Annotated in this window: 28 protein-coding genes; 13 read left to right on the top strand and 15 right to left on the bottom strand. The window is 67.1% G+C overall.

Annotation, left to right across the window (positions count from 1 at the left end; all coding sequences use genetic code 11):
- The first annotated feature begins 134 nt into the window (after nt 1-134).
- Entirely contained in the window at nt 135-917 is a 783-nt protein-coding gene (locus tag FHR72_RS16835) for an enoyl-CoA hydratase (protein WP_183470046.1), read from the top strand.
- A 111-nt stretch (nt 918-1,028) separates the two neighbouring features.
- On the opposite strand, the gene FHR72_RS16830 is transcribed toward FHR72_RS16835, so the two are convergent.
- Genes FHR72_RS16830 through FHR72_RS16800 form a run of 7 tightly spaced genes read right to left on the bottom strand, consistent with a single transcriptional unit; the run spans nt 1,029 to nt 6,864 of the window.
- The gene (locus tag FHR72_RS16830) at nt 1,029-1,808 is read right to left on the bottom strand and encodes an acyl-CoA dehydrogenase family protein (RefSeq protein ID WP_183470257.1); all 780 of its coding nucleotides are present in this window, start codon (nt 1,806-1,808) and stop codon (nt 1,029-1,031) included.
- Nucleotides 1,809-1,831: 23 nt separating this feature from the next.
- Complete coding sequence (locus FHR72_RS16825) at nt 1,832-2,953, bottom strand: acyl-CoA dehydrogenase family protein (RefSeq protein ID WP_183470044.1); 1,122 nt, start codon at nt 2,951-2,953, stop codon at nt 1,832-1,834.
- Nucleotides 2,950-3,381 (bottom strand): nuclear transport factor 2 family protein, encoded by a 432-nt coding sequence (locus tag FHR72_RS16820; protein WP_183470042.1) that lies wholly within the window; start codon nt 3,379-3,381, stop codon nt 2,950-2,952. The genes FHR72_RS16825 and FHR72_RS16820 overlap by 4 nt, the downstream gene beginning before the upstream one ends.
- Entirely contained in the window at nt 3,362-4,642 is a 1,281-nt protein-coding gene (locus tag FHR72_RS16815) for a metal-dependent hydrolase family protein (protein WP_183470040.1), read from the bottom strand. Before FHR72_RS16815 ends, FHR72_RS16820 begins: the two co-directional genes overlap by 20 nt.
- Nucleotides 4,643-4,644: 2 nt before the next feature.
- Entirely contained in the window at nt 4,645-4,974 is a 330-nt protein-coding gene (locus FHR72_RS16810) for a hypothetical protein (protein ID WP_183470038.1), read from the bottom strand.
- Entirely contained in the window at nt 4,967-6,316 is a 1,350-nt protein-coding gene (locus FHR72_RS16805) for an aromatic ring-hydroxylating oxygenase subunit alpha (RefSeq protein ID WP_183470036.1), read from the bottom strand. Before FHR72_RS16805 ends, FHR72_RS16810 begins: the two co-directional genes overlap by 8 nt.
- A gap of 5 nt (nt 6,317-6,321) precedes the next feature.
- Nucleotides 6,322-6,864: a carboxymuconolactone decarboxylase family protein gene (locus FHR72_RS16800; protein WP_183470034.1), complete on the bottom strand. Its 543-nt coding sequence runs from the start codon at nt 6,862-6,864 to the stop codon at nt 6,322-6,324.
- A 268-nt stretch (nt 6,865-7,132) separates the two neighbouring features.
- On the opposite strand from FHR72_RS16800, the gene FHR72_RS16795 reads away from it, so the two are divergent.
- The 9 genes from FHR72_RS16795 to FHR72_RS16755 all read left to right on the top strand — a co-directional run bounded on the left by FHR72_RS16795 (nt 7,133) and on the right by FHR72_RS16755 (nt 16,160).
- Nucleotides 7,133-8,428, top strand: a complete 1,296-nt coding sequence (locus tag FHR72_RS16795) for an amidohydrolase family protein (RefSeq protein WP_183470032.1) — start codon at nt 7,133-7,135, stop codon at nt 8,426-8,428.
- A 96-nt stretch (nt 8,429-8,524) separates the two neighbouring features.
- On the top strand, nt 8,525-9,703 hold the full coding sequence (locus FHR72_RS16790; protein WP_183470255.1) for an acyl-CoA dehydrogenase family protein: 1,179 nt from the start codon (nt 8,525-8,527) through the stop codon (nt 9,701-9,703).
- 16 nt (nt 9,704-9,719) lie between these two features.
- Nucleotides 9,720-10,514 carry an SDR family NAD(P)-dependent oxidoreductase gene (locus tag FHR72_RS16785; RefSeq protein ID WP_183470030.1) on the top strand — a complete coding sequence of 265 codons (795 nt, stop codon included), beginning with the start codon at nt 9,720-9,722 and terminating at the stop codon, nt 10,512-10,514.
- Nucleotides 10,515-10,518: 4 nt separating this feature from the next.
- Nucleotides 10,519-11,751 carry a CaiB/BaiF CoA transferase family protein gene (locus FHR72_RS16780; RefSeq protein WP_183470028.1) on the top strand — a complete coding sequence of 411 codons (1,233 nt, stop codon included), beginning with the start codon at nt 10,519-10,521 and terminating at the stop codon, nt 11,749-11,751.
- A complete protein-coding gene (locus tag FHR72_RS16775) occupies nt 11,744-12,544 on the top strand; it encodes an enoyl-CoA hydratase/isomerase family protein (protein ID WP_183470026.1) in 801 nt (266 codons plus the stop codon). Before FHR72_RS16780 ends, FHR72_RS16775 begins: the two co-directional genes overlap by 8 nt.
- Nucleotides 12,544-13,689 (top strand): thiolase family protein, encoded by a 1,146-nt coding sequence (locus FHR72_RS16770; protein ID WP_183470024.1) that lies wholly within the window; start codon nt 12,544-12,546, stop codon nt 13,687-13,689. Before FHR72_RS16775 ends, FHR72_RS16770 begins: the two co-directional genes overlap by 1 nt.
- 32 nt (nt 13,690-13,721) lie before the next feature.
- On the top strand, nt 13,722-14,870 hold the full coding sequence (locus FHR72_RS16765) for an acyl-CoA dehydrogenase family protein (RefSeq protein ID WP_183470022.1): 1,149 nt from the start codon (nt 13,722-13,724) through the stop codon (nt 14,868-14,870).
- Nucleotides 14,871-15,018: 148 nt separating this feature from the next.
- The gene (locus FHR72_RS16760) at nt 15,019-15,660 is read left to right on the top strand and encodes a TetR/AcrR family transcriptional regulator (protein ID WP_183470020.1); all 642 of its coding nucleotides are present in this window, start codon (nt 15,019-15,021) and stop codon (nt 15,658-15,660) included.
- Entirely contained in the window at nt 15,657-16,160 is a 504-nt protein-coding gene (locus tag FHR72_RS16755) for a hypothetical protein (RefSeq protein WP_183470018.1), read from the top strand. The genes FHR72_RS16760 and FHR72_RS16755 overlap by 4 nt, the downstream gene beginning before the upstream one ends.
- A 47-nt stretch (nt 16,161-16,207) precedes the next feature.
- Here FHR72_RS16755 and FHR72_RS16750 read toward each other — a convergent pair whose 3' ends face one another.
- The 4 genes from FHR72_RS16750 to FHR72_RS16735 are packed head-to-tail and all read right to left on the bottom strand — an operon-like array spanning nt 16,208 to nt 20,101.
- The gene (locus FHR72_RS16750) at nt 16,208-17,173 is read right to left on the bottom strand and encodes an NADPH:quinone oxidoreductase family protein (protein WP_183470016.1); all 966 of its coding nucleotides are present in this window, start codon (nt 17,171-17,173) and stop codon (nt 16,208-16,210) included.
- A 6-nt stretch (nt 17,174-17,179) separates the two neighbouring features.
- Nucleotides 17,180-18,172, bottom strand: a complete 993-nt coding sequence (locus FHR72_RS16745; protein ID WP_183470253.1) for a phosphotransferase family protein — start codon at nt 18,170-18,172, stop codon at nt 17,180-17,182.
- A gap of 32 nt (nt 18,173-18,204) precedes the next feature.
- The gene (locus FHR72_RS16740; RefSeq protein ID WP_183470013.1) at nt 18,205-19,515 is read right to left on the bottom strand and encodes an acyl-CoA dehydrogenase family protein; all 1,311 of its coding nucleotides are present in this window, start codon (nt 19,513-19,515) and stop codon (nt 18,205-18,207) included.
- Between the two features lie 16 nt (nt 19,516-19,531).
- Nucleotides 19,532-20,101: a TetR/AcrR family transcriptional regulator gene (locus tag FHR72_RS16735; RefSeq protein ID WP_183470251.1), complete on the bottom strand. Its 570-nt coding sequence runs from the start codon at nt 20,099-20,101 to the stop codon at nt 19,532-19,534.
- Between the two features lie 195 nt (nt 20,102-20,296).
- Between FHR72_RS16735 and FHR72_RS16730 the strand changes: the two genes are divergently transcribed.
- Both FHR72_RS16730 and FHR72_RS16725 read left to right on the top strand, forming a co-directional pair.
- The gene (locus tag FHR72_RS16730; protein ID WP_183470011.1) at nt 20,297-20,737 is read left to right on the top strand and encodes a VOC family protein; all 441 of its coding nucleotides are present in this window, start codon (nt 20,297-20,299) and stop codon (nt 20,735-20,737) included.
- A 4-nt stretch (nt 20,738-20,741) separates the two neighbouring features.
- Complete coding sequence (locus FHR72_RS16725; protein WP_183470009.1) at nt 20,742-20,927, top strand: hypothetical protein; 186 nt, start codon at nt 20,742-20,744, stop codon at nt 20,925-20,927.
- 14 nt (nt 20,928-20,941) lie between these two features.
- On the opposite strand, the gene FHR72_RS16720 is transcribed toward FHR72_RS16725, so the two are convergent.
- The 3 genes from FHR72_RS16720 to FHR72_RS16710 are packed head-to-tail and all read right to left on the bottom strand — an operon-like array spanning nt 20,942 to nt 23,568.
- Nucleotides 20,942-21,895: a TIGR03564 family F420-dependent LLM class oxidoreductase gene (locus FHR72_RS16720; RefSeq protein WP_183470007.1), complete on the bottom strand. Its 954-nt coding sequence runs from the start codon at nt 21,893-21,895 to the stop codon at nt 20,942-20,944.
- A gap of 12 nt (nt 21,896-21,907) precedes the next feature.
- A complete protein-coding gene (locus FHR72_RS16715) occupies nt 21,908-22,645 on the bottom strand; it encodes a hypothetical protein (protein WP_183470005.1) in 738 nt (245 codons plus the stop codon).
- Nucleotides 22,646-22,653: 8 nt separating this feature from the next.
- On the bottom strand, nt 22,654-23,568 hold the full coding sequence (locus FHR72_RS16710) for an NAD-dependent epimerase/dehydratase family protein (RefSeq protein ID WP_183470003.1): 915 nt from the start codon (nt 23,566-23,568) through the stop codon (nt 22,654-22,656).
- Nucleotides 23,569-23,668: 100 nt separating this feature from the next.
- Here FHR72_RS16710 and FHR72_RS16705 point away from each other — a divergent pair, with 100 nt between their 5' ends.
- Nucleotides 23,669-24,847 (top strand): acyl-CoA dehydrogenase family protein, encoded by a 1,179-nt coding sequence (locus FHR72_RS16705; RefSeq protein WP_183470001.1) that lies wholly within the window; start codon nt 23,669-23,671, stop codon nt 24,845-24,847.
- On the opposite strand, the gene FHR72_RS16700 is transcribed toward FHR72_RS16705, so the two are convergent.
- Nucleotides 24,810-25,625 (bottom strand): emopamil-binding protein, encoded by an 816-nt coding sequence (locus tag FHR72_RS16700; RefSeq protein WP_183469999.1) that lies wholly within the window; start codon nt 25,623-25,625, stop codon nt 24,810-24,812. The two genes, FHR72_RS16705 and FHR72_RS16700, sit on opposite strands and share 38 nt — an antisense overlap.
- Between the last annotated feature and the right edge of the window lie 18 nt (nt 25,626-25,643).

Here is a 25,643-nt window from a genome sequence, read left to right as displayed (position 1 = left end):
GGTGATAACAGAAGGCCTATATCTCGCGGCCCATCGGGTTCGGTGGGCCTCCTGGAGCGTCAACCGTTTCTGTCGTCTTTTTCATTCCAGCTTCCGTCCACTGTCCGACCGTCACCCGACTCCGAGGAACCGCCGTGTACATCGACTATGACGTGACCGACCGGATCGCCACCATCACGCTGAACCGGCCCGAGGCTGCCAATGCGCAGAATCCGGAGTTGCTCGACGAACTCGACGCGGCGTGGACGCGCGCCGCCGAGGACAACGAGGTATCGGTGATCGTGCTGCGCGCCAACGGCAAGCACTTCTCCGCCGGTCACGACCTGCGGGGCGGAGGGCCGGTCCCGGACAAGATCACCCTGGAGTTCATCATCCAGCACGAGGCCAAGCGCTATCTCGAATACACGCTGCGCTGGCGCAACGTCCCCAAGCCGTCGATCGCCGCGGTGCAGGGCCGCTGCATCTCCGGTGGCCTGCTGCTGTGCTGGCCCTGCGATCTGATCATCGCCGCCGACGACGCCCAGTTCTCCGACCCTGTCGTGCTGATGGGCATCGGTGGCGTCGAGTACCACGGTCACACCTGGGAACTCGGTCCGCGCAAGGCCAAAGAGATCCTCTTCACGGGCCGGGCGATGACCGCCGACGAGGTGGCGAGCACCGGCATGGTGAACCGCGTCGTCCCGCGCGATCAGCTCGACAGCGAAACCCGGGCACTGGCCGAGCAGATCGCCAAGATGCCGCCGTTCGCCTTACGCCAGGCCAAGCGCGCGGTGAACCAGACGTTGGACGTGCAAGGTTTCTACGCGGCCATCCAGTCGGTGTTCGACGTGCACCAGACCGGCCACGGCAACGCGCTGAGCGTCGGGGGATGGCCGGTGCTGGTGAACCTCGAAGAGATGAAGGCCAACATCAAGTAGCGGCACCGGCGCACGCTCGGTTGCCGTCGAGTGTGCGCGGAATGCCACGTCTTCTCGGCGCGTCGGGGTGCAGACACGCGCGCTCGCGGTGCGGGGTCGGTGCGGGGGGCTCTACAGCTGGGCGAGGCGCGGGACCGAGCCGCGGGCGCGCAGGCCCGCGCCGGCGCGCTTCGTCAATTCCTTTGAGCTGCCCAGCAGTCCGTCGAGGACGAGCACGCGCTTCACGTGATGGGCGAGCGCGTGCTCCTCGGTGAAGCCGATACCACCGAGCACCTGCTGGCAGTTCCGGGCCGCCGTCAGCGCGGCCTTTCCGGCCGCGGCCTTGGCCAGCAGCGCCGTCAGGTCGGGGTTGTCCACGCCGGGCAGAGTCAGCGTCGCCTCGGCGCCCTCGATCGCCACCAGGGTCTCGGCCAACCTGTGCCGCACCGCTTGGAACGAGGCGATCGGCTTGCCGAACTGCACGCGGTCCAGCGCGTGCTGACGGGCCAGTGCCAGCATCGCTCGTGCCGCGCCGACGAGCCACCAGCCCACCGCGACACGCGCCTCGGCCACGCGGATCGGGTAGCCCTCCTCCTCGCGGCGCAGCGGGAGCCCGCCGAGCGTCGGGTCGAGGCTTTCGGGGCTGATGCGGTCCCACACCACCCACGCGTTGCCTGCGAAGGGCAGCGGCAACTCGACCGTGTCGCCGATGGTGTTGCCTGTCGCGTGCAGGACGACGTCGACGAGAATCGATGCGTGCGCACCGGTTTCGCCCAGGAGCCGGAAGTACAGGGGCAGCGCGAGCTCCGGGACCTCGGTGAGCATGTCGCCCCACCCCAGGTTGGCCAGCGCGGCGTCGAGCTCCGGCCCCGACGCCGACTCCATGGTCTTGCGCAGGGAGACTTCGAGCATGTCGAGAGAGTGTTGATCCACGATCACTCCTTGCCGAGGTCGAGCAGGCGACGGGCGATGATGTTGCGCTGTATCTCCGCGGTGCCGCCGTAGATGGTGGCGGCCCGCGAATACAGATACTCCGTGCGCCATTCGGTGTCGTCGAGCTCGATGACACCGGGAAGTAGATCGCGAACGGTGTCGTAGAGGCGTTGTTCGGCGCCGGCGAGCAAGACCTTGTCGATCGAGGTGTCGGCACCGAGCTTCTGACCCTCGGCGAGGCGATGTTGGGTGGCGCGGGACCGGCAGCGCAGCGTGTGCAGAGCCAGATACACCTCACCCATGTCGACATCGATCGCCTGGCCGCGGCCCCGGACCTCGTCGACCAGTCCGTCGAATCGCGAGTAGAGGTAGGCGATCCGTTGCCAGAAGCAGGTGGAGCGCTCGTAGGGGAGTAGATCCATCGCCAATTGCCAACCGTCGCCAGGCTTTCCGAGCATCCGGCTGGAGTCGACCTCCACGTCGTCGAAGTACACCTCGCAGAACTCGTCGACGTCGTGCATGGTGCGCAGCGGACGGACGCTGATGCCGGGGGTGTCGACGTCGACGAAGAACGCCGTGATGGCCTGGTGGTCAGGGGTGTCCGCATCGCCGGTGCGGGTCAGGAGCACGCACCGGTGGGAGAACTGGGCGAAGCTGGTCCACACCTTCTGGCCGTTGATCACCCACGTGTCGCCGCGCTGGACGGCGCGCGTCGACAGCGAGGCCAGGTCGCTGCCCGACCCGGGCTCCGAGAACCCTTGGCACCACTGCTCTTCACCGCTCAGCAGCTTGGGCACCATCTCGGCGGCGAGCTCGGGCTGTGCGTAGTCGATCATCGTCGGGGTGAGCACCTCGAGCATCGAGTACGGACCTGGCTCGGCCAATCGGCGGCCGACCACTTCTTCGCCGACGATGGCCCGCAGCATCGCGGGTCCGCCGAGTCCACCGGCCTCCTCGGGCCAGCCGTACCGGCTCCATCCGCCGTCGTAGAGCGCACGCTGCACGCGGGCGAACTGCTGCATGTGACCCTGCAGCGAGTGATCGTCGGGTGGGGTGAGGTCGTTCTCGTCGAGCCAGGTCCGCAGCGCGGTGCGGAACGTCGCGGGTTCGAAGAGGTCGGTCATCCGGCTTCAGGCCTCCCGATCGCGTGCGGACGGCCCGAGTCGTGATCGCCGTTGCGCCGGATGAACGTCATCGCGCGGGTCTTGAGCCGCCAGCCGCCCTCGGTACGCAGATAGGTGTCGCGGTAGTAACCGATGCGCATGTCGTGCTGGGAATGCTCGATGAAGCACAGCGGCTGGGTCCCCGTCGCGGTGTCTGCGCCTTCGACCAGGTCCACGAGCGCGGTCCCGGTCATGAACAGTCCCTTGGGTGCGGCGTCGACGAGCACGGGGAACCGGTTGAGCGTGTAGGTGTCGCCGAACGCGCTGTAGGTGCCGTCCGGGGTGAACACCTCGACCAACCCGTCGACGTCACCCTGGGTGATCGTGACCGCGTACTTGGCGAGGAGCTGGTGGATCTCGACCAGGTCCTCAGTTCTCGTTGGCGTCATTCTTGAAGACCTTACCGTCCTTCATTACAAAGTTGACATCCCGTGTAACGCCGATGTCTGCGAGGGGGTCGCCGGGCACCGCGATGATGTCGGCGATGTAGCCCTCGGCCAGACGTCCGAGCGAATCGGAACGGTTGATCAGATCGGCGGCGACGACCGTCGCCGCGCGCAGCACGGCCGCCGGTGGCATGCCCCAGTCGACGAGCGTGACCAGCTCGTCGGCATTCTTCCCGTGGGGGATGGCGGGCGCATCGGTGCCGACCGCGATCTTCACCCCCGCCTCGTAGGCCGCCTTGATCGACGTGCGCGCCTTGGGGAACATCTCGGCGGCCTTGTCCTGCAGCTCTTTCGGTGCCTTCGAGACATCCATGGCTTCTGCCAGGCGTCGCGTGGTCACCAGGAACCGGTCGTTGTCGACGAGCATCTGGATGGCCTCGTCATCCATCAGGAAGCCGTGCTCGATGCAGTCGATGCCGCAGGCCACCGCGTGCTTGACCGCCTCGGCGCCGTGCGTGTGCGCAGCGACGCGCAGACCCCGCCGGTGCGCCTCGTCGACGATGGCCCTGAGCTCCTCGTCCGAATAGTGCTGCGCCCCAGCCTCTCCGGTCAACGACATCACGCCACCGGACACGCAGACCTTGATCAGTTCGGCACCGTGCTTGATCTGGTAGCGCACCGCCTTGCGGATCTCGTCGACCCCGTTGGCGATGCCCTCCTCGATCGTCAGCTCAAGGGCGCCCGGCATGAACGCGGCGAACATCGTCGGATCGAGGTGCCCACCGGTCGGCGTGATCGCGTGCCCGGCCGGGATGACCCGCGGGCCGTCGATCCAGCCGGCCGCGATCGCCTTGCCGAGCGCGACGTCGAGCAGGTAGCCGCCTGTCTTGACGAACAACCCGAGGTTGCGCACCGTGGTGAACCCCGCGCGCAGGGTACGGCGCGCGTTGCCCACCGCGCGCAGCACGCGGGTGGCCGGATCGTCCTGAACCTGGGACAGGCCGGGGTTCTCGCCCCGCCCGCCCATCAGGAGGTTGACCTCCATGTCCATCAGCCCGGGCAGCAGGATCGAGTCGCCCAGATCGATCTCGGTGGAGCCGTCCGGTGTATCACCGCCGAGGCCGACTATCCGGCCGTCGGCGACGTGGATGACTGCGGGCCGGACGATCTCGCCGGCGTCGACGTCGACGTAGCCCGCGGCCTTGAGGGTGGTCGATGAACCGCTTGCGCGAAGGGCGCTGGGCTCTGGCGGTGGAGGGGGCACCCTTAGACCACCGGCTCCTTGATCAGGTTGATGTAGGCGGCGCCGCTGTCGAGCACTCGTGGCTGCTTCCACACCTCGATCGGGAAGCTGACCATCACGATCGACTGCCCTAGATGCACAAGCGCTTTCGCATCATCGGGCATGCTGGCGAGCGGGAATCGCGCATCGACGTAGACCATGATGTCCTCGAGCCGCGCCATTCCGGCATCGTACAGTTCCTGCATCTCGTCCATCGTGGAGTTCAGACGCTTCTGGTAGCGCTCCTCCTCGGTGGGCAGGCACCAGTCGCTGAACCGCTCCAGATCGGCGAATTCTTCCGGAAGCTTAGACATTCGCGGACTCCTTCTCGGTCGTCGTGGTTGCCGCGCCGTTCGGGGAACCTGCCCCGTTCGAGGAGCCGTTGGCGAGGCTCTCCTTGTACCGGTCGACGTACTGGTGGGCGGTGTGGTGCAGGTGGCGCAGCAGCACTTCCTGGTCGCACAGCGGGAAATCGAGCACGGCACGGGTGCCGATCTGCGTCTGGGTGGCCTCCAGGGTGTTGGCGTCCTGGAACGCGTACTCCTTGAAGGTCACCGCGGCGAGTTCCTGAGACAGCCTCTCGCGCAGGTTCTTCGGCGGCACGAAGTACAGGTCGGCCTGGAAGATGTGGGAGTCCACGCCGGTGGGCCAGTAGTTGTAGGTGAGATACCAGCCCGGCACCCAGAAGAGCAGGGTCCAGTTCGGGAAGAACTCGAACGAGTCCTGGCCCCAGGTCTTGTGACGGCCCGGATTGATGGCCGGCGGCAACTCGTCGGGCAGGATGCCCTTGATGTCGGGGCGGTCCCACGGCCCGAACAGGCCGCTGTGCAGGATGCGCTCGATGGGCTTGACCATGTTCAGGTCCTTCGGCGGGCTCATGCCGCCCCAGGACGAGATCATCGAGTGGTCGCCCTTGATGTCGTAGTGCAGCGCCTCGAAGCCGAACTTGGCCAGCTTCTCGGCCTCCTCCTTCTCCGCCTGCTTCATGTGCAGGATGGGTGCGTGGTAGAACTCGACGAACGCGTCGATGAACAGCTTCCAGTTCGACTTGATCTCCGAGCGGTAGCTGTAGTGCTCGGTCATCTCGTGGAACGGGTAACCCTTGAGGCCCTGGCCGAATTCGCCCAGGTACTCCTCGAGCGAGACGGCGTTGTCGTCGAAGTTGACGAAGATGAAGCCTTCCCACACCTCGCAGCGCACCGACTTGAGCGGGTAGTCGGCCTTGTCGAGGTCGAAGAACTCCTGCTCCTGCTGGACGAAGGTCAGGTCGCCCTTGAGGTCGTACCGCCAGGCGTGGTACTTGCAGACGAATTGCCGGCAGGTTCCGGACGTCTCCTCTCCGGGGTAGTCGTTCCACACCAGTTTGTTGCCGCGGTGGCGGCACAGGTTGTAGAAGGCGCGGATCTGCTCGCCGTCGTTGACGATGATGATCGAGACGCCGGGACCGACGGACGGGAGCTCACGGGTGATGTAGCGGCCCTTCTTCGGGATCAGCTCGATGCGGCCCATCTGCAGCCACGTCTTGCGGAAGATGGCCTGCTGCTCCAGCTTCCACTGCTCGGGATCGATCGAATCCTCGTAGTTGACCGGGGCTGTGCCGAGCTCGGGCCAGTTCTCGGTCCAGCTGCCGACGTCCGGCTTCTTGAAAAATGCCACGGTGGCTACCTTTCTGCTTCCATGTTGGAGTCGGGTTCTACGCCAAAAGTGTTGATGGCCATGGCCAGTGAGCCATAGCAACCGATGGTGAAGACGAGGTCCATGAGCTGGCGCTCGTCGAGATGGCCCGCCAGGGCCGCCCACGTCGCGTCGGAGACGACGGAGTCGTGGTGCAGTTCGTCGACGGCTGCCAGCACGGCGCGGTCGAGGTCGTCGGCGAGCTCGCCGCGGGAGATGCCGTCGATGTCGTCGTCGGACAGGCCCGCGTCGCGTCCCATCGAGACGTGGTGCTGCCATTCGTATTCGCACCGGCTGAGGTGGGCGACCCGCAGCACGGCGAGTTCGCGGAGCCGTGCCGGCAGGGTGGAGCCATACAGCAGGTGGAAGTTGAACCGCAGGAACGCCCGGGTCAGCTTCGGGTGGCGAACCAGCGTGGCGACGAGGTTCCCGGTCGCCTCCGGGTTGCGCCGTTCGGCCGGCATCAGCCCCGACAGCGCGGCGTCGACGGCATCGCCCCACTGGTCTGCGGGCAGGGGTGCCACTCGCACTGCCGGTCTCCTCTCCGCCATGAGAATCACATTCTCATATTTCGCCAATAGATTTCCACTTTTCCGTCAGATCGTCAACGCCAGGCCGCGGAACCGCCGGTCAGAGACCGATCGCGAAGACCCCATCCGTGCTGCCTGCCAGGCCCGTTGTAGATTACGAACGTTGATTCTCACTGTTGGAGAAGCTAGTTTTCTCAGTAGGAGAACAAAAGCCCGACCACACACGGCCGATGCGCACGGCGTGTGGACGAGAGGAGCTACCGTCACCATGAACAAAGACGACATGATTCTGATCAGCGTCGACGACCACATCGTCGAGCCGCCGGACATGTTCAAGAACCACCTATCGAAGAAGTACCTCGACGAGGCGCCCCGCCTCGTGCACAACCCCGACGGTTCCGACACCTGGCAGTTCCGTGACGTGGTCATCCCGAACGTGGCCCTCAACGCGGTGGCCGGCCGCCCCAAGGAGGAGTACGGCCTCGAACCGCAGGGCCTCGACGAGATCCGGCCGGGCTGTTGGCAGGTCGACGAGCGGGTCAAGGACATGAACGCCGGCGGCATCCTCGGCTCGATGTGCTTTCCCTCGTTCCCCGGTTTCGCCGGTCGGCTGTTCGCGACCGAGGATCCGGAGTTCTCCCTGGCCCTCGTGCAGGCCTACAACGACTGGCATGTCGAGGAGTGGTGCGGTGCCTATCCGGCGCGCTTCATCCCGATGACGCTGCCGGTGATCTGGGATCCGGAGGCGTGCGCCAAGGAGATCCGGCGCAATGCCGAGCGGGGCGTGCACTCCCTGACCTTCTCCGAGAATCCGTCGGCGATGGGCTACCCGAGCTTCCACGACTTCGACCACTGGAAGCCGATGTGGGATGCGCTCGTCGACACCGACACCGTGCTGAACGTGCACATCGGCTCCTCGGGCCGGCTGGCCATCACCGCGCCGGACGCGCCGATGGACGTGATGATCACCCTGCAGCCGATGAACATCGTGCAGGCCGCGGCGGACCTGCTGTGGTCGCGCCCGATCAAGGAGTACCCGGACCTCAAGATCGCCCTCAGTGAGGGCGGCACCGGGTGGATCCCGTACTTCCTGGAGCGGGTGGACCGCACCTACGAGATGCACTCGACGTGGACGGGTCAGGACTTCAAGGGCAAGCTGCCCAGCGAGGTCTTCCGCGACCACTTCCTGACGTGTTTCATCGCCGATCCGGTCGGCGTCACGACCCGCCATTCGATCGGCGTGGACAACATCTGCTGGGAGGCCGACTACCCCCACAGCGACTCGATGTGGCCCGGCGCCCCCGAGCAGCTCGACGAGGTCCTCAAGGCCAACGACGTGCCCGACGACGAGATCAACAAGATGACCTTCGAGAACGCGATGCGCTGGTACCACTTCGATCCCTTCACGCACATCCCGAAGGAGCAGGCCACCGTCGGGGCGCTGCGCAAGGCCGCCGAGGGCCACGACGTGTCGATCCAGGCGCTGTCGAACAAGGAGAAGACCGGCACGTCATTCGCCGATTTCGCGGCCAGCGCCAAGGAACTGAGCGGCAACAAGGACTGATCATCTGGCGTCGAAACTGCATTCCCGCAGGAGAAGTGCGAGAAGCACTCTGCGGGAATGCAGTTTCGGCGGCGAAGGAGGAGTGACATGACGGGCATGAGTTTCGAACTGAGCGAGGACCAGGAGCTGATCCGCAAGTCCGTCGCGGAGCTCGCGGGCAGGTTCGACGACCACTACTGGTTGGAGAAGGACCAGAAACACGAGTTCCCGCAGGAGTTCTACGACGCCATCGCCAAGGGCGGGTGGCTCGGGATGACGATTCCCGAGGAGTACGGCGGTCACGGGCTGGGCATCACCGAGGCCACACTGCTCCTGGAGGAGGTGGCTCGCTCCGGCGCGGCGATGAACGGGGCAAGCGCGATCCACCTGTCGATCTTCGGCATGCAGCCCGTCGTGAAGCACGGCTCCGACGAGCTGAAGGCCGCCACGCTGCCGCGGATCGTCGACGGCGACCTGCATGTGTGCTTCGGTGTCACCGAACCCGGTGCGGGGCTTGATACTTCGCGAATCACGACATTCGCCAAACGCGAAGGCGACCACTACCGGGTCAACGGCCGCAAGGTCTGGATCTCCAAGGCGCTGGAATCCGAGAAGATTCTCTTGCTGACCCGGACCGAGACACCGGCCCAGCTGAAAGAGCGCGGGGCGAAGAAGACCGACGGCATGACGCTCTTCATGACCGATCTGGACCGCGACCACGTCGACATCCGTCCCATCAACAAGATGGGGCGCAACGCGGTCAGCTCCAACGAGCTGTTCATCGACGACCTGATGGTTCCGGTGGGCGATCGGGTCGGCGAGGAGGGCCAGGGCTTCAAGTACATCCTCGACGGCCTGAACCCCGAGCGGATGCTCATCGCCGCCGAAGCCCTCGGCATCGGGCGCGTCGCGCTGGAGAAGGCCGTGAAGTACGGCAACGAGCGTGTGGTGTTCGACCGGCCGATCGGCATGAACCAGGGCTTGCAGTTTCCGCTCGCCGATTCGCTGGCCCGCCTCGACGCCGCCGAACTCGTGCTGCGCAAGGCCACCTGGCTCTACGACAACGGGAAACCCTGTGGGCGCGAGGCCAACACCGCGAAGTACCTGTGTGCCGACGCCGGCTTCGGTGCCGCCGACCGCGCGCTGCAGCTGCACGGCGGCATGGGCTACTCCGAGGAGTACCACGTCTCGCGCTACTTCCGTGAGTCACGGCTGATGAAGATCGCTCCGGTGAGTCAGGAGATGATCCTGAACTTCCTCGGCGAGCACGTCCTCGGCCTGCCCCGCAGTTACTGATGCCGGAGAATCACCGATGACTGATCCGTTCCCCCAGGTCGCTGCGCTCCCGCCCCGCCGGTACTTCGATCTGTCGGGCCGCTCGGCACTGGTCACCGGCGCCGCGGGCGGCATCGGCTCGGCGGTGGCGACGGCGCTGGCCGACGCGGGCGCTGCGGTCCTGGTCACCGATCTCGACAAGGATGCCGCAGTGGCCGTCGCGCAACGCATCTCGGCCGGCGGAGGTCGGGCGGAGGCCGCGGCCCTGGACGTCTCGGACCGGGACTCCGCGGATGCGGCGGTCGCGCAGGCTGCCGCCCTGGCCGACGGGGCGCTCCACATCCTGGTCAACAACGCCGGCGTCACCAAGCCTGCGATGTTCGACAAGACCACGCAGGAGTCGTTCCGGCTGCTCTTCGACATCCACGTGATGGGCGCCTTCAACGTCACCCAGGCCGCGCTGAGCCACATCCCGACCGACGGTACGGGCCGCATCATCAACGTCACCTCCGCGGCGGGCCTGACCGGCACGCTCGGTCAGGTCAACTATTCGGCGGCCAAGGCGAGCATCATCGGGTTCACCAAGTCACTGGCCCGCGAACTGGCCACCAAGGCGATCTCGGTCAACGCCCTCGCCCCGCTGGCGGCCACGCCGATGACCGAGACCATCCGCACCAACGAGAAATTCGCGGCCAACATGATGAACCGCATCCCGATGAAGCGCTGGGCGGAACCGGGCGAGGTCGCCGGGGCGTTCGTGTTCATGGCCTCCGACGCCGCGTCGTACATCACCGGGCAGGTGCTGCCGGTCGACGGCGGCATGGTTATGTGAGCACGTGAGCAGACCTGATGCGAGCGCGGCGCCCCTGGCCGGTGTCACCGTGGTCGCGATGGAGCAGGCCGTGGCGGCGCCGATGTGCACCCGGGTGCTGGCGGATTTCGGAGCGCGGGTCATCAAGGTGGAGAACCCCAACGGTGGCGACTTCGCCCGCGCCTACGACGACGTCGTCAACGGACCCGGCGGTCTGGCCGCGCATTTCGTGTGGTGCAACCGCGGCAAGGAGTCGGTGACGCTCAACACCAAGTCCCCGGCGGGCATGGAGGTGCTGCACCGGCTGCTCGATCGTGCCGATGCGTTCGTGTCGAACCTCGCCCCGGGCGCAACGGCCCGCCTGGGTCTGGCCCCCGCCGATCTCGCCGTGCGTCATCCCGGGGTGATCCCGGTCGAGATCGACGGTTACGGGCCCGGCGGACCGATCTCGCACAAGCGAGCGTACGACCTTCTCGTGCAGGCAGAGTCGGGTTCCTGTGCGGTGACGGGATATCCGGGGATGCCGGCGAAGCCGGGTCCTGCGATGGCCGACTTCACCACCGGCCTGTACGCGGCGATGTCCATCATGGCCCTGCTGTACGGCCGGGCCGTGCGTCCGGATCCGGGGCCCGCGCCGCACGTCGAGTTGAGCCTGTTCGACGTCATGACCGACGTGATGGGTTACGCCCTGACCTACACCCAGCACTCGGGCATCGACCAGGAACCCCTCGGCGTCGGGTCCCCGGCCGTGGCGCCCTACGGCGCTTTCCCGACCCGGGACGGGCAGACCGTGGTGCTCGGCACCACCAACGACCGGGAATGGCAGCGAGTCGCCCGCGACATCATCGACCGTGTCGACCTTGCCGAGGATCCCCGCTTCGCGACCAACCCGGGCCGCTGCGCACACCGCGACGTCCTGGAGGAGGCGATCGGAAGTTGGTGTGCCCGCCACGATCTGGCGGAGATCCAAAAGAAGGCCGACGACGCCGGGATCGGCAACTCCCGCTACAACAAACCCAGTGAGGTCGTGCGACACCCGCAGTTGAGCGCCCGGGACCGGTGGCGCACCGTCGGTACGCCCCGCGGTGACATCCAGGCGCTGCGGCCGCCGCCGGTCCTGAGCGACTACGAGCAACCGATGGGTGCGGTGCCCGGCCTCGGCGAGCACACCGATGCCGTGCTTACCGAAATCGGCTTCACGACTGACGAGTTGGCGCAGTTGCGTGCCGACGGCGCGATCGGGCCGGCCTATGTCTGAGGCATTGCTTTGTGAGGACCGCGACGGGGTGCGCACGCTGACGCTGAACCGTCCCGAGCGCCGCAACGCGCTGGACGCACAACTGTGGCTCGAGCTGGCCGACGCGCTGCGGGCGCTCAAGCGTGACCGCGATATCCGGGCGTTGGTGCTGACCGGCGCCGGCGGGGCCTTCTGCTCGGGCGCCGACATCGGCACGGGGGAGGAGATCCACCCGCGCTACAAGCTCGACCGCCTCACCGACGTCGCCCTGGCGCTGCACGAGCTGGCGGTGCCGACAGTGGCCAAGGTGACCGGTGTCGCCGTCGGCGCGGGCTGGAATCTGGCGCTCGGATGTGACCTGGTGGTCGCCACCCCGGAGTCGCGGTTCTGCCAGATCTTCTCTCGGCGCGGCCTTTCGGTCGATCTCGGCGGCTCCTGGCTGCTGCCCAGGATCGTCGGGCTGCAGCAGGCCAAGCGCCTGGTCCTGCTCGCCGACATGATCGGCGCCGAGGAAGCGCACACGCTCGGTCTTGTCACGTGGGTGAAGCCCGCTGCGGAGATCGACGATTTCGTCGACGAGGTGGCCGGCCGCCTCGCTGCCGGTCCACCTTTCGCGCTGGCGCAGAGCAAGGCCCTGCTCAACGACGGGGCCAACGCGACGCTGCGCGAAGCGTTGGCCAACGAGGCGCGGGCGCAGCCCGGTAACTTCGCGACCGCGGACTCGGGCGAGGCGTACGCCGCGTTCGCCGCCAAACGCGATCCGGAATTCACCGGGGCATGGGCCCTGTACGACATAGCGGAGGAGCAGCGGTAATGCGGGAAACGGTCATCGTCGGGGCGGTGCGCACACCTGTCGGCAAGCGCAACGGCGGACTCTCCGAGCAGCATGCGGCCGATCTGTCCGCGCTGGTGCTCAACGAACTCGTCGAGCGCACCGGTGTGGACACCGACGTGATCGACGACGTCGTCTGGGGCTGTGTTTCCCAGGTGGGCGACCAGTCCAGCAACATCGGACGCTACGCGGTACTTGCCGCGGGATGGCCCGAACACATCCCCGGCACGACGGTGAACCGGGCCTGCGGGTCCAGCCAGCAGGCGCTGGATTTCGCCGTGCAGGCGGTGATGTCGGGTCAGCAGGACATGGTGGTGGCCGGGGGAGTGGAGGTGATGAGCCGGGTGCCACTCGGATCCGCGCGCTCCACCGGAATGCCGTACGGGCCCAAAGTGCTTGCGCGGTATGACGATTTCTCGTTCAATCAGGGCATCTCGGCCGAGATGATCTCCCAGCAGTGGGGCTTGTCCCGCACCCGTCTCGACGAGTACTCCGCCCAGTCGCACGAGCGAGCGGCCGCCGCACAGGACGCCGGGGCCTTTCGCGACCAGATAGTGCCCGTCTTCACCGAGGGCGGTGCCGTCACCGACGACGAGGGCATCCGTCGCGGCACCACGGTCGAGAAGCTGGCCGGGCTGAAGCCCGCTTTCACCGAGGACGGTGTCATCCATGCCGGGAACTCGTCGCAGATCTCCGACGGGGCAGCGGCGTTGCTCGTCACCACCGCCGAGAACGCGGTGAACCTCGGCCTGGCACCGCTGGTGCGCTATCGGGCGGGTGCGGTGACGGGAGCAGATCCCAAGCTGATGCTCACGGGTCCGATTCCGGCCACCGAGAAGGTGTTGCACAAGGCGGGCGTGAGCATCGACGAGGTCGGCGTGTACGAGGTGAACGAGGCGTTCGCCCCTGTTCCGCTGGCGTGGCTGGCCGACACGGGCGCCGACGAGGCCAGGCTGAACCCGCTCGGCGGAGCCATCGCGCTCGGTCACCCGCTGGGCGCCTCCGGCGCGGTGCTGATGACCCGCATGATTCATCACATGCGCGACAACGGGATTCGCTACGGGCTGCAGACCATGTGTGAAGGCGGCGGCACCGCCAACGCGACGTTGGTCGAACTCGTCAAGTAAACAACGCGTCACACAGCACCAGGAGCCGTCCCATGCGTAGAGATCTGTTCACCGAAGACCACGAGGCTTTCCGCGAACTCGCCCGCGACTTCGTCGAGAAGGAGGTCGTGCCCCACTATCCGCAGTGGGAGAAGGGCGGCCGGATGCCGCGCGAGGTCTTCGAGCAGATGGGTGAGCTCGGGATTCTCGGTGTGGCCATCCCGGAGGAGTACGGCGGTGGCGGACAACCCGACTACCGCTACAACGTCGTGCTGCAGGAGGAGGCGGCCCGGGCCCTGGTGACGCTGTCGACGGTGCGGACCCAGCTCGAGGTGATCCTGCCGTACTTCCTGCACTACGCGAATGCCGAGCAGCGTGAGCGCTGGTTCCCGGGGCTGGCCGCCGGAACGCTGCTGACGGCGATCGCGATGACCGAACCCGGTACCGGGTCCGACCTCGCCGGCATGCGGACCACCGCGGTGCGTGACGGTGACGACTACATCGTCAACGGCGCGAAGACCTTCATCACCGGCGGTATGCAGGCCGACCTCGTCATCGTCGTCGCGCGCACGTCCACCGACCCGGACAACCGCCGCAAAGGGCTGACGCTGCTGGTCGTGGAAGACGGCATGGACGGGTTCACCCGCGGCCGCGAGCTGGAGAAGATGGGCTGCAAGGTGCAGGACACCGCGGAGCTCTCGTTCGTCGACGTGCGCGTGCCGGCGGCCAACGTGCTGGGTGAGGTCGACGAGGCGTTCGGCTACCTGGGCCACAACCTCGCCCAGGAGCGCCTCACAGTGGCGGTGGGTTCGGTGGCCCAGGCCCGCTCGGCGATCGCCGCGGCCATCGAGTACACCCAGAGCCGCAAAGCGTTCGGCACCCCCGTGGCGTCCTTCCAGAACACGAAGTTCGAGCTTGCGGCATGTTCGACGGAGGTGGAGGCCGCGCAGGCGATGCTGGACCGCGCGGTCTCGCTGCACGTCGAAGGCGAGCTGTCGGGGGCGGATGCGGCCCGCACGAAACTGTTCTGCACCGAGATGCAGCAGCGGGTGGTGGACCGGTGCCTGCAGCTCTTCGGCGGCTACGGCTACATGATGGAGTATCCAATCGCGCGGCTGTACACCGACGCCAGGGTCGCGCGCATCTACGCGGGAACAAGCGAGGTCATGAAGGTCATGATCGCGAAATCGCTCGGTTTGTAAGTGCGATTGATCGGACAAATGCCCTGACCTGCTGCTGGTCAGGGATGTGACGGCTGCCCAAACACATTTGCGCTGAGACCCTTGTCACAGGGCGCGAACCTACCTACTGTGTGTTCACTAGGTTGGTTAGCAAGCCCTGAGGAGTCGAGTGTCAGCCCCCGAATCCGCCGGGACCGATCTGGGTTCACCCAGACGGCCGTACGCGACGTTGTTCGCCAAAGGCGAGGACCGCAGGCAGCGGATCCTGGCTGTGGCCGAGCGACTCCTGGCGCGCAACGGCTGGCGCAACACCTCGCTGGCGCAGATCGCGCGGGAAGCCGGCGTCACGCCGGCCGGGCTGCTGCACCACTTCGAGTCGAAGGAGCAACTGCTCAACGCCGTCCTCGACGCGCGGGATCTCGACGACGACATGCACGCGGACAGATCGGGCGATCTGGTCACCGAACTCGCCCGCGTCCCCGAACGGTTCGAGCGATCGCCGGAACTCGTCGGCACGTTCATTGTGCTGCTGGTCGAGAACATCGCGCCCGATGCACCCCTGCACGACCGTCTCCAGAAGCGATACCGCGACGCGGCAGACATCCTGTGCGCAAACCTCACCAGCGGTCAGCGGAAGGGGCTGTACCGCACCGACTTCGACGCGGCCACCAAGGCCACGGAGATTCTCGCCTTCATCAACGGAATGGAGACATTATGGTTGCTCGATCCTTCAATCCCGCTGACCGAGGTGTTCAAGGGATACGCGCAGTCACTGGCTCGCGACCTGGCATCGCAGTCCAGGCCGACATGAGGTACCGCCTCGACGTCGTGTCACCGACGGTGCTCGACGCCGTGCGCTACGCGGGCGGCTGGGTGTACGACCGGGTCATGGCCGGCTGGGACGTCAGTGTCCTGGTGAGCAGCGACGAAGATGTTCGCCCGCTTCAGATTCTGGGCGCGGACACCCTCGACCTGGAGGCGGTTCTCGAAGCCTGGGAGCAGCGGCCCCACCCGCAGACGGTGGCCGTGGCCGGAGACCTGTTCGGGTGTGATGACCGGGTGCGGCGTGGCGTGCTCGGTGCTCTCGACCAGGGGGCCACCGAGGTGACGCTCTGGGGCGCACCGCTGCCCGGTGACCTGGGGACGAGCGTGGAGTCGGTCGTCGAACACCGCCTGAGCGCCGCGGCGCGCGCGTTCAAGGCGCAGGCCCTCGCCGCGGCGGGCGCCGCGGGCGAACCGATCGCGCCGACCGAGACCTTCTGTTGCGGCATGATGCTGTCCGTCGCCGCAGACCTGGTTCCGGCCAGCTGAGTCGGTACGGGGGACAGCCCACCCCGTACCCCGTACCCCGCACTCCGTCAACTCATGTCGAGGAGCACCTTGCCGACGGCGCGGCCCTGCGCGACGTCACGCAGCGCCGCGACGGTCTGATCGAGCGGATACACAGACCCCACGTGAGGGTGTACGCGGCCGGACACGAGCAACTCGCGCAGTTCGGCCTCGTTGCGCGCGAACTCGTCGGCCGGAACGTCCTGGAACTGAAACCCCAGCACGTGTATCCCCTTGACCAGTACGAGGTTCAACGGAATGCGGGGAATCACACCGGACGCGTAGCCGACCGTGATGAAACGGCCGCCTCTGCCCAGTGATCGCAATGCGGGCTCGCTCAGGCCACCGCCCACCGGGTCGATGACCACGTCGGCGCCGTCGGGCAGGGCCTCCCGTAATGAGGTCCGCAGATCGCTTTCCCTGTGATTGATCAGCCGATGAGCGCCGTAAAGGTCTGCTGCGGCGAGCTTCTCGGGCGACGATGCGACGGCGGTGACACGCGCGCCCAACGCGACACCGAGTTGCACCGCGGCCAGTCCGACGCCCCCGCCGGCTCCGAGGACGACGAGTTCGTCACCCGCCGCGAGCCGGGCCACCGACCGCAGCGCGTGATGGGCCGTGCGGTGTGCGACACCGAACGCGGCCGCAGTTCGTGAGTCGACGCCCTCCGGAACGGGAGTGAGGACGGGGGCATCCACCACGACCCGCTCGGCGAACGCACCGGTCATCCCGGTTCCCGTCACCCGGTCGCCGATCGCGAAACCCTGCGCGTACGGCCCGATCTCGCAGACCACGCCGGCGAACTCGCTTCCCGGCACGAACGGGGGCGGTACCCGGACCTGATACCGGCCGGCGATCAGCAGCACGTCGGGGTAGTTGACCGCGGCCACGTCGACCCGGACCCCCACCTGGCCCGGCCCTGTCACCGGGACCGGCCGCTCCTCGATGCACACCACATCAGGAGGGCCGTATTCGGGGCACACGGCGGCGCGCACGACCCGCTACCCCCGGTAGTCCGTGGATTCCGCGAGGTCCGCCGCCGAGGACATCAGCCCGGTGACCACGGGTCCGAACGCGAGGAGCTTCTCGTCCTCACCGGCGCGCTGGAAGCCCTGTTCGAGCACGATGGCCAGCTTCCACCTGGCCAGCACAAGGTAGTAGTCGAGGTCGTCGACCTGACGGCCCGAAACCTCCGCATAGTGCGCGACCACGTCGTCGCGCGGCGGCATGCCGCGCATGTCCACGTAGGTCATGTCCGAATCCTCGGGATGGGCCGTGTCTTTCGGCCACGACTGCACCATCCATCCGAGGTCGAGCTTCGGGTCGCCGACCGTTCCCATCTCCCAGTCCACGATCGCGGCCATCTGCGCGGGCGCCCCGTGGCGGTACATGACGTTGGCGAACTGGTAGTCGCCGTGCATCAGCCCGGGGACGAAATCGAGCGGCTTGTGCGCCTTGAGCCACCCGGTGGCTGCGTCGAGACCGGGCAGCGGACGGTTCTTGATCCGCTCGAGAAAGCCGATCCACCGGTCGACCTGTCGTTCGTGGAACCCGTCCGGCCGGCCCAGGTCGTGCAGGCCTCGCGCGCGCCAGTCCACCTTGGACAGCAGCGCGATACCCTCGGCCAGCTGGTAGCTCAGCCCCGGCCTGGCGGAGGGGTCGCTGTCGAACGGTTCGGGCCATCGGCCATGGGTGTCCATCGGAGACCAGCCGTCGACGAACCCCATCAGATAGAACGGACGTCCGAGCACCGACGGGTCGTCACAGACACCGATCGCCGGCGTGTGCGGGACGTCGGTACCGTCGAGCGCCTCGATGATCCGCCACTCCCGCAGGATTCCCTTGTCACGGTCGGGCGGGGCCCCCGCCGGCGGCATGCGCAGGACGCAGCGGTGTTCGCCGCGGGTGATCTCGAAGATGACGTTCTGCGTTCCGCCGGACAGGAACCAGGCCGACAGCGGCTCGCCCGTGCCGGGCAGTGCGGCCCGGTCCATCCAGGCGGCGAGCCGTTCGGTGTCGATGCCACTCACAGGTTCCCGACCTCATTTTCTATTGCGGCCCCGAGGAATCGTGCGTACTTCGCCTGAGCTGCCTGGCGTTTGGCGGGGATCCACTCCGACGGCCAGGTCCCCTCGGCCGGACGGTGATCGCGGAGCACCTGCTTGGCGACGGTGGTCTTGTGGACTTCGGTGGGGCCGTCGGCCAGCCCCATCACCGCCGCTCCGGTCACCATGCCGAGGAACGGCACCTCGTTCGTCACGCCGAGTGCACCGTGGACCTGCATGGCGCGCCAGGCGATGTCGTGCAGCACCGTGGGCATGACCACCTTGACCGCCGCGATGTCCTTGCGAACCTTCTTGTAGTCGTTGTATTTGTCGATCTCCCACGCGGTGTAGAGCACCATCAGCCGGAACTGCAGCAACTGGGCGTAGGAATCGGCGATGTAGCCCTGGACGAACTGTTTGTCCGAGAGCCTGCTGCCCTGGGTTTCGCGGCTCAGTGCCCGCTCGCACATCATGTCGAGCGCCTTGCGGGACAGCCCGATGGTGCGCATCGCGTGGTGGATCCGGCCGCCGCCGAGCCGGGTCTGGGCGATGGCGAAGGCCTGTCCCTCACCGCCCAGCAGCGCCTCGGCCGGTACGCGCACGTTGTCGTAGTGGATCAGCGCGTGCGAGCCCTCGTCGGCGCGTTCGCCGTAGAGGCCGATGTTGCGCTCGATCTTCACGCCGGGGGTGTCGGTGGGCACCAGGAACATCGACATCCCCTGGTAGGCACTGACGTCGGGATTCGTGACCACCATGACGATGAGGAACGACGCGGTTGCTGCGTTGGAGGAGAAGAACTTCCAGCCGTTGATGACCCAGTGGTCGCCGTCCCGGACCGCCGAGGTGGTGAACATCGTCGGGTCGGCGCCGGCATGCGGTTCGGTCATCGAGTAGCAGGAGAACAGCTCACCGTCCAGGAGAGGGCGGAGGTACTGTCTTTTCTGTTCCTCGGTGCCGTAGTGCGCGATGATCTCGGCGTTGCCGGTGTCGGGGGCCTGGCAGCCGAAGATGATGGGTGCCCACTGGGAACGGCCCAGGATCTCGTTGAGCAGCGCGAGTTTCAATTGCCCGTAACCCTGGCCGCCCAGATCGGCGCCCAGGTGGGTGGCCCACAGCCCGCGGCGCCGCACCTCGTCCTTCAGTGGGTCGATCGCGGCCCGGCGTTTCCCCTCCAGCGGCACGAACTGCTGGTGCGGGAAGGCGAGGTCGAGGGGTTCGATCTCCTCGCGGACGAACTCGTCGGCCCAGTCCAGCACCTTCTGGTACTCGGGGTCTGTCTCGAAGTCCCACATGTCGGCCTCCTTGGCGTTATCGGGTGGTGCGGTGGCGCACGCCGTCGAGCAGCGCCGCGATGTCCTCGGTGACGACCGCGGCGAAAGTCCGCTGCCCGAAAGCTCCTGCCGCCCAATGCCGTACGCCCTCGCTGACCATTGTCTGCGCGAGGTAGGCCAGGTGGCCGGTATCGACCGCGGCCGGCAACTTCCCGTCGGCCTGAGCGCGGGTGAAGAGTTCGGTGAACATGTCGGCGTCGACATCGGCAGGGATGCCTTCGGCCAGGATGCGATGTTCGTGCCGGTACCCCTCCAGGATTGTCTCGATGATGAGATCCCGGGGGTTTCGGGCCATGGATCGCTCGAACGCGCGCAGCGCCGCCGCGATCACGGACTCGACCTCATAAGGCTTGGTCATCAGATCGTGAATCGTGCGGTGCGCCGACTGCGTGGACAGCACCCCCACCTCGAACAGCACATCCTCTTTGCGGGGGAAATAGAAGTAGAACAGCGCCTTGGAGACACCGGCGGCCGTGCAGATGTCGGCGACCGTGGTGGCGGCGTACCCCTGTGTGCGCCACAGCGCCATGGCGGCCTGGACCAGCATCCGCTTGGTCTCGTGGGAGCGGGCACGCTGAAACGATGCTCGGCGCTGACCCCGGTCAGCACTTACTCCCGACTCGATTGCCGCCACAGATCTGAAGTTATCAGCTCACACGGGGCGATCCAATAGCTGACCGCAGTCCAACTAAAGTTCGTCAATCGCCCTCCCGTGCGATCGACGATGAGTACCGTTGCGGCCATGCCCAACCACCTCCACCACGTCGTGATGCGCAGCCATTCGGCGGTCGAGTTCATTGCATTCCTGACCGACGTGGTCGGGATGACCGTGGCCCACCGGATGCGGGTGCCCGGTCCCGTGCTGGAGACGACGCTCGGCTGGCCCCCGTCCGACGGCGCCGACGTGACGATCCTGGGCAGCGGGGAGGCGGGACTGATCGAGGTGCTCGACGTTCCCGAACATCTTCGGGAGGTCGCCCCGGAAGGGCTGGCGGCGCTGTCCTTCCTCACCGACGACTTCGCGCGCAGCCAGGCCGAGGCGCACAAACATGCGCGCGACGTCACCGTCTTCGACGCCGGCGTACCCGGTGTGGATCTCTTCTTCTGCACGGTCGGTGGCGTCCCCATGGAGTTCATGGGCAGCTACGCCGCCGGCGGGGGCGGCGAGGCCGCGGCAGAATGAATCCATGGCGCTACTGAGGGTTGCAGCGGCGGCCTTCGCCTGCCTGGCGCTTGTGGCCGGTGGCCTGCAACTCGCGGCGTTTGCGTCCGGCGCATCGCCGCGCCATCTCGTCCTCGGTGTCTTCGCCTGCGCGGTCGGCGTTTCCGTGGCTGTCGCCGTCGTCGCCGCGGTGTGGCGGAACCGGCGCTGAGGTACCGGCCGCGATCACACGGTGGAGATGGCCGATGCCAGGAACGCAGCGGTGCGGTCGCGCGATCGACGCCGCTCGTCGGCGTCGGCGCCGATTCCGACGATGCGCGCAGCGAGATCGGTGACTCCGGCGTCCCGGTAGCTGCGCAGACGCGCCAGGACGGCCCCCTCGTCGCCGGCCGCCATCGTGTCGCCGACGTCGTCGGCGTCCCCGTGTTCGAGCAGCGCCACATAGTTCGGCGAGAAGTGCGCGTGTCCGAGCACTTCGCTCGCGTAGGCGCGGGCGGAGTCGACTTCACCGGACGCGCACAGCGCAACGGGTACCCCCGCGACGATGCGGGGATCCGGGCGGCCCCCGTCTCTGGCCGCGGCGACGATGCGCGGAACCACGTGCTCGCCGATCGCGCGCTCATCGGCCATCCACAGGACAGTGCCGTCAGCCTGCTCACCGGCCAACCGCAACATCTTCGGTCCCAGTGCCGCGAGCAACACCGGTGGCGCCACATCGATGACGTCCACCGGGCTGTGGACGCTGAAGACGTCGTTGTCGACATCGACCTGCCCGGGCCCGGCGAATGCCGCAGCGAGGACGTCGAGGTGGCCGCGCAGTGTCGTCAGGGGGCGTTCGTAGGGAAGGCCCAACTGTCCCTTGATGATCCAGTCGTGGGAAAGGCCGAGCCCCAGCGTGAACCGGCCCCGGCAGGCGGCCTGGGTGGTCAGGGCCTGCTGGGCGAGGATGAGGGGGTGGCGCGTCTGGACCGGGACCACGGCGGTGCCGAGTTCGATACTCTCGGTCGCCGCGCCGAGCAGTGCGAGTGCGGTCATCGCGTCCACATAGCCAGGCACCTGCGGAAACCAGAACGAACTGAAACCCGCTGCTTCCGCGGCAGCCCCGTCGGCGAGCAGACCCGCCAGGCGGTCGGGCCGCGCACGTTCTTTGTCGGATCCGACCATCAGGCCGATGCGCATGGGTCTCCTTCGTCAGGGCACACGGCGATCCCACTGGTGCGGGGTCACGGGGTAGAACGGCGCGGCCAGAAGCGGCCCGGTCTCGGTCCAGCGGTCCCGCAACGCCCCGTCCATCCGGTGGGCGGTCGCCACCGGGTCGTCGTCGAGAAAACAGTAGGTGAGGTGCTGGCCCTGCGGCGCGCCGGCGAACGCTCCGTGCGTCACCGACGTGGACGTCGTCCAGACGCCGGCGACCCCGTCGATCTCCAGAAGTCCGTCGGCCGCGGCGGAGTGGCGTTCGAGAAGCAGAATCACCCCCAGGACGGGCCACCACGGCAGGACGTCCGCGCCGACCTTCACCCGGGGTGCGGCCGACTTTTCACCCACCGTGTACACACCCCGTTCGACCGGCGGAAGCAGCGGCAATTTCCGACCGGCATCGCCGAGGGCGACGGACAATTCGTTGAACGTCTGCAATCCTGCGGGATCGGAGAAGAAGTACGTCATCACATGGTCGACGGCGTCGAACCGTTCGTCCCCGGGCCAACGGGCGGCGCGGCAGTCGGGGGTGGACACCAGGCGAAGCGATGCCCGCACGGCGCTGAGCCGGTGCTGCTCGGGACGGTGGTCCAGAGTGTGCCAACGCAGGTAGTCGGCATCGAGTCCCTCGGGATGGCGGGTCGCCATGGACACGAACACCGTGCTGACGTCGCCGCTGCCTGCGGTCAGCACACCGTCGACGGTGTCGGACGGCGTTCCGGGTAGCTCCATCGAATTCCTCAACTCGTCGTGTGGTCGGTAAGTGTGAGCTCGGGGTGGCGTGCGCTGACCATCCGGCGAAAGCCTTCTCGCCACGGGACTTTCGTCCGGCCCAGGACTGCGTGCATGTGCGTGACGTCGGGCCACAACGGGGTGTGCGCGTCCGGACTGTATTCGAACACGGGCTCCATCCCGACGAGGTCGCCGAGGTAGGCGCAGTACTCCTCGACGCTGACGGTCTCGCTACCCGCCCAGTTCACGACCTCGGGAGGTGTGCTGGCCACCTCCATCGCCCGGATGCCGAGTTCGACGTAGTCGTCCTCGTAGACCGGGTTGTAATTGTTCGGCCGGTCGGGGTGGAGCCGAATCGGCCTGCCCGCCAGGATCGCTTCGAGTCGGTCTGCCGGCGATCCGCCTTCGGGCCCGTAGGTCGAACAGATCCTGATGATGGTCAACGGAATCCCGTAGTGCCGGGAGATCCAGGTGCACACCGCTTCGGCGGCCACCTTGGAGAAGCTGTAATTGGCACGCAGCGGAACGCCGGGTGGGTCGTCCTCGGTGAGTGGGCGCCGGCCCTGATATCCGTAGACGGAGCCGGTCGAGCAGAGCACGAAACCCTTCGCCGCCCGGCAGTGGTGAAGCAGGTCGCCGGAATTGTGCGCGTTGGTCTCGACCGCGCGCCGCCACTCGCCCTGCCCCGGGTCGACGGCGGCGTGGAAGACGTAGGTGAAATCGTCTGGCAACGAAGAGAAATCGCCGGCACTGAGATCCAGCGCCAGCGGTGTGACGCCCGCCGTGGCCAACTTGTCCCGGTCCGCCGGGTCGCGCAGCCTGGCCGCACCCCACACGTCGTTGTGGGGTGCCAGGGCGCGCGCGATCGGATACGCGATCTTCCCGGTCGCGCCGGTGATCAGGATCTTCTCGCCCTGCAGCATGCGTGATCTCCCTTCGCCCCTTCAGTCATAGCGCATCGAGGCGCATAATGTTAAGTACTTGATATCTTCGGCCGGGTCGCGCCGAAGGGGAGGGAAGCCGGTGAGACTGACCTTCGACGACGATGTGGAGGCTTTTCGCGCCGAGTACATCGCGTTCCTTGAGGCCAATCTGCCCGACGAGGCGGAGGCGGCCGGTGAAGCGTCCCGCTCGACAGCTCATGTGCCGCTGTGGGCTCGCCGGTGGCAGCGACGACAGTTCGACCACGGGTGGCTGCTGCCCGGGAATCCACCCGAGTACGGGGGCCGCAATGCCGGTGTCCTGCAACAGTTCGTCCACCGCGAGGAGCTGGCCCGCCGCCGCATCTATCACTGCTTCAATCCGCAGGGTGTCGGCATCATCGCGGCATCGCTGCTCTCCTTCGGCACCGAGGAGCAGAAGCGGCGCTGGGCGGTGCCGATCCTGCGTGGTGAGCTGACGGCGTCGCTGGGTATGAGTGAGCCCGGCGCCGGATCCGATCTGGCCGGGCTGGCGACGCGCGCGGTGCGGGCCGGTGACGAGTTCGTGGTGAACGGGCAGAAGGTGTGGACCTCCGGCGCCCACGACGCCGACGTCCTCCTCGCCTTCGTCCGCACCGATCCGGATGCCCCGCGGCACAAGGGAATCAGCGCGTTACTGATCCCGACCGATACGCCGGGCCTGGAGCGCAGACCGTTCGCCAGCGTGCACGACCGTCACAACCTCGACTTCAACGAGGTGTTCTTCACCGACGTCCGGGTGCCGGGGGCCAACCTGGTCGGGCCGCTGAACGGTGGATGGACGGTGGCCAACGGATCTCTGGGCCACGAGCGGACCATGATGTGGATGTCGTTCGCCGACCGGATGGGACAGGCGCTCGTCACCTATCGGCCCGACGGGATGCTCGACCGGGACCGCATCGCGACGATCGCCATGGATCTCCAGGCGCTGCGCCTGCTGGGCTCGGCCGCGCTGGGACAGGCGGCGCGCGGGGAGCGTGACATCCCGGCGGTGTCGGTCCTGAAAGTGCTCGGTTCCGAAGCCGAACAGCAGGCCTACGCCCACATGCTGGAGGCTTCGGGAATCGACGGCCTTCTCGGCAATGCCCCGACGGGTCCGTACAACCCCTACTCCCCGGAGCAGTACACGGCGAGCTGGTTCACGCGCTACCTCGGTAGTTTCGCAGGCACCATCGCCGGGGGCACCTCGGAGATCCAGCGCAACATCATCGCGCAGCGGATCCTCGGGTTGCCTGCCCGCTGAGCGCGGCCCGGGCGCCCGCGCGTCGCGTCAGATAGTCGATCTGCAGATGGATCGAGTAGAGCACGAGCGGTGGCAGCACGATGAACGGGATGTTCTCGCCGATGAACTTGAAGCCCAGCCCGAACGCGCCCTGGCCGATGTTGGTGAAGCCGGCGCCGACCTCGGCGAGGAAGTACACCGCCGTGCTGCTCATCAGTACGGCGCACCCGGCGAAGGTGATCCACAGGCAGCGGATACGCGACTCCGTCGACAGGGCTGGGCGGACGAGGCGGGTCCACATGACGAACACGGTGACACCGGTCAGCACGCCGACGACCTCAAGGGCGAAGATCCACGGGTTGCCGCTGACGTAACGGGTGTCGGCGAGGCCGTACTGCCACCACAACCATTTCCACCCGGGGTCGGTGGTGGGCGCCCACAACCCGAGCGGGTGTCCGATGAGGAACATCAGCTCGTAGCCGATCTGACTGCCCGCCGTGTAGGGGAGGTAGAACAGCGTCAGCTCGGCGGCTTTGTCGAGTCGGGTGCGCCTCTCACCGGGCGCGTTCCAGAGGATCACGAACGGCAACAGGATGACCGGGATGCCGAAGATCAGGTTGACGACGACGTCGGTCGTGAACGTCGGGGCGATGAATCCGACGCTGACACCGACGGTCACCAACAGGAACATCGCGAAGGTGAAGATCCCGGTCCAGGTGTAGATCCTCAGTCGGTGCGGGGCCCACGGCTGGGCGAGGTTCGGCTCGTGCGCGTCTGCAGTCAGTACGTCCTCGGGCATCTGGCCACCTCCGCCGAC

Source organism: Mycolicibacterium iranicum, from assembly GCF_014190915.1.
Lineage (GTDB): Bacteria > Actinomycetota > Actinomycetes > Mycobacteriales > Mycobacteriaceae > Mycobacterium > Mycobacterium iranicum_B.
The sequence above is the reverse complement of the archived record's forward strand: the minus strand, read 5'-3'. Positions and strand labels throughout refer to the sequence as shown.

What these genes read in the sequence shown, in the direction of transcription:
- FHR72_RS16830 (WP_183470257.1), bottom strand. Translation starts at nt 1,808, where the DNA reads ATGCTCGAAGTCTCCCTGCGCAAGACCATGGAGTCGGCGTCGGGGCCG.
- FHR72_RS16825 (WP_183470044.1), bottom strand. Translation starts at nt 2,953, where the DNA reads ATGACCGACCTCTTCGAACCCGCGACGTTCCGCACCGCGCTGCGGACC.
- FHR72_RS16820 (WP_183470042.1), bottom strand. Translation starts at nt 3,381, where the DNA reads ATGACGCCAACGAGAACTGAGGACCTGGTCGAGATCCACCAGCTCCTC.
- FHR72_RS16810 (WP_183470038.1), bottom strand. Translation starts at nt 4,974, where the DNA reads ATGTCTAAGCTTCCGGAAGAATTCGCCGATCTGGAGCGGTTCAGCGAC.
- FHR72_RS16795 (WP_183470032.1), top strand. Translation starts at nt 7,133, where the DNA reads ATGAACAAAGACGACATGATTCTGATCAGCGTCGACGACCACATCGTC.
- FHR72_RS16790 (WP_183470255.1), top strand. Translation starts at nt 8,525, where the DNA reads ATGAGTTTCGAACTGAGCGAGGACCAGGAGCTGATCCGCAAGTCCGTC.
- FHR72_RS16785 (WP_183470030.1), top strand. Translation starts at nt 9,720, where the DNA reads ATGACTGATCCGTTCCCCCAGGTCGCTGCGCTCCCGCCCCGCCGGTAC.
- FHR72_RS16775 (WP_183470026.1), top strand. Translation starts at nt 11,744, where the DNA reads ATGTCTGAGGCATTGCTTTGTGAGGACCGCGACGGGGTGCGCACGCTG.
- FHR72_RS16770 (WP_183470024.1), top strand. Translation starts at nt 12,544, where the DNA reads ATGCGGGAAACGGTCATCGTCGGGGCGGTGCGCACACCTGTCGGCAAG.
- FHR72_RS16765 (WP_183470022.1), top strand. Translation starts at nt 13,722, where the DNA reads ATGCGTAGAGATCTGTTCACCGAAGACCACGAGGCTTTCCGCGAACTC.
- FHR72_RS16755 (WP_183470018.1), top strand. Translation starts at nt 15,657, where the DNA reads ATGAGGTACCGCCTCGACGTCGTGTCACCGACGGTGCTCGACGCCGTG.
- FHR72_RS16745 (WP_183470253.1), bottom strand. Translation starts at nt 18,172, where the DNA reads ATGGACCGGGCCGCACTGCCCGGCACGGGCGAGCCGCTGTCGGCCTGG.
- FHR72_RS16740 (WP_183470013.1), bottom strand. Translation starts at nt 19,515, where the DNA reads ATGTGGGACTTCGAGACAGACCCCGAGTACCAGAAGGTGCTGGACTGG.
- FHR72_RS16735 (WP_183470251.1), bottom strand. Translation starts at nt 20,101, where the DNA reads ATGCTGGTCCAGGCCGCCATGGCGCTGTGGCGCACACAGGGGTACGCC.
- FHR72_RS16730 (WP_183470011.1), top strand. Translation starts at nt 20,297, where the DNA reads ATGCCCAACCACCTCCACCACGTCGTGATGCGCAGCCATTCGGCGGTC.
- FHR72_RS16725 (WP_183470009.1), top strand. Translation starts at nt 20,742, where the DNA reads ATGGCGCTACTGAGGGTTGCAGCGGCGGCCTTCGCCTGCCTGGCGCTT.
- FHR72_RS16720 (WP_183470007.1), bottom strand. Translation starts at nt 21,895, where the DNA reads ATGCGCATCGGCCTGATGGTCGGATCCGACAAAGAACGTGCGCGGCCC.
- FHR72_RS16715 (WP_183470005.1), bottom strand. Translation starts at nt 22,645, where the DNA reads ATGGAGCTACCCGGAACGCCGTCCGACACCGTCGACGGTGTGCTGACC.
- FHR72_RS16710 (WP_183470003.1), bottom strand. Translation starts at nt 23,568, where the DNA reads ATGCTGCAGGGCGAGAAGATCCTGATCACCGGCGCGACCGGGAAGATC.
- FHR72_RS16700 (WP_183469999.1), bottom strand. Translation starts at nt 25,625, where the DNA reads ATGCCCGAGGACGTACTGACTGCAGACGCGCACGAGCCGAACCTCGCC.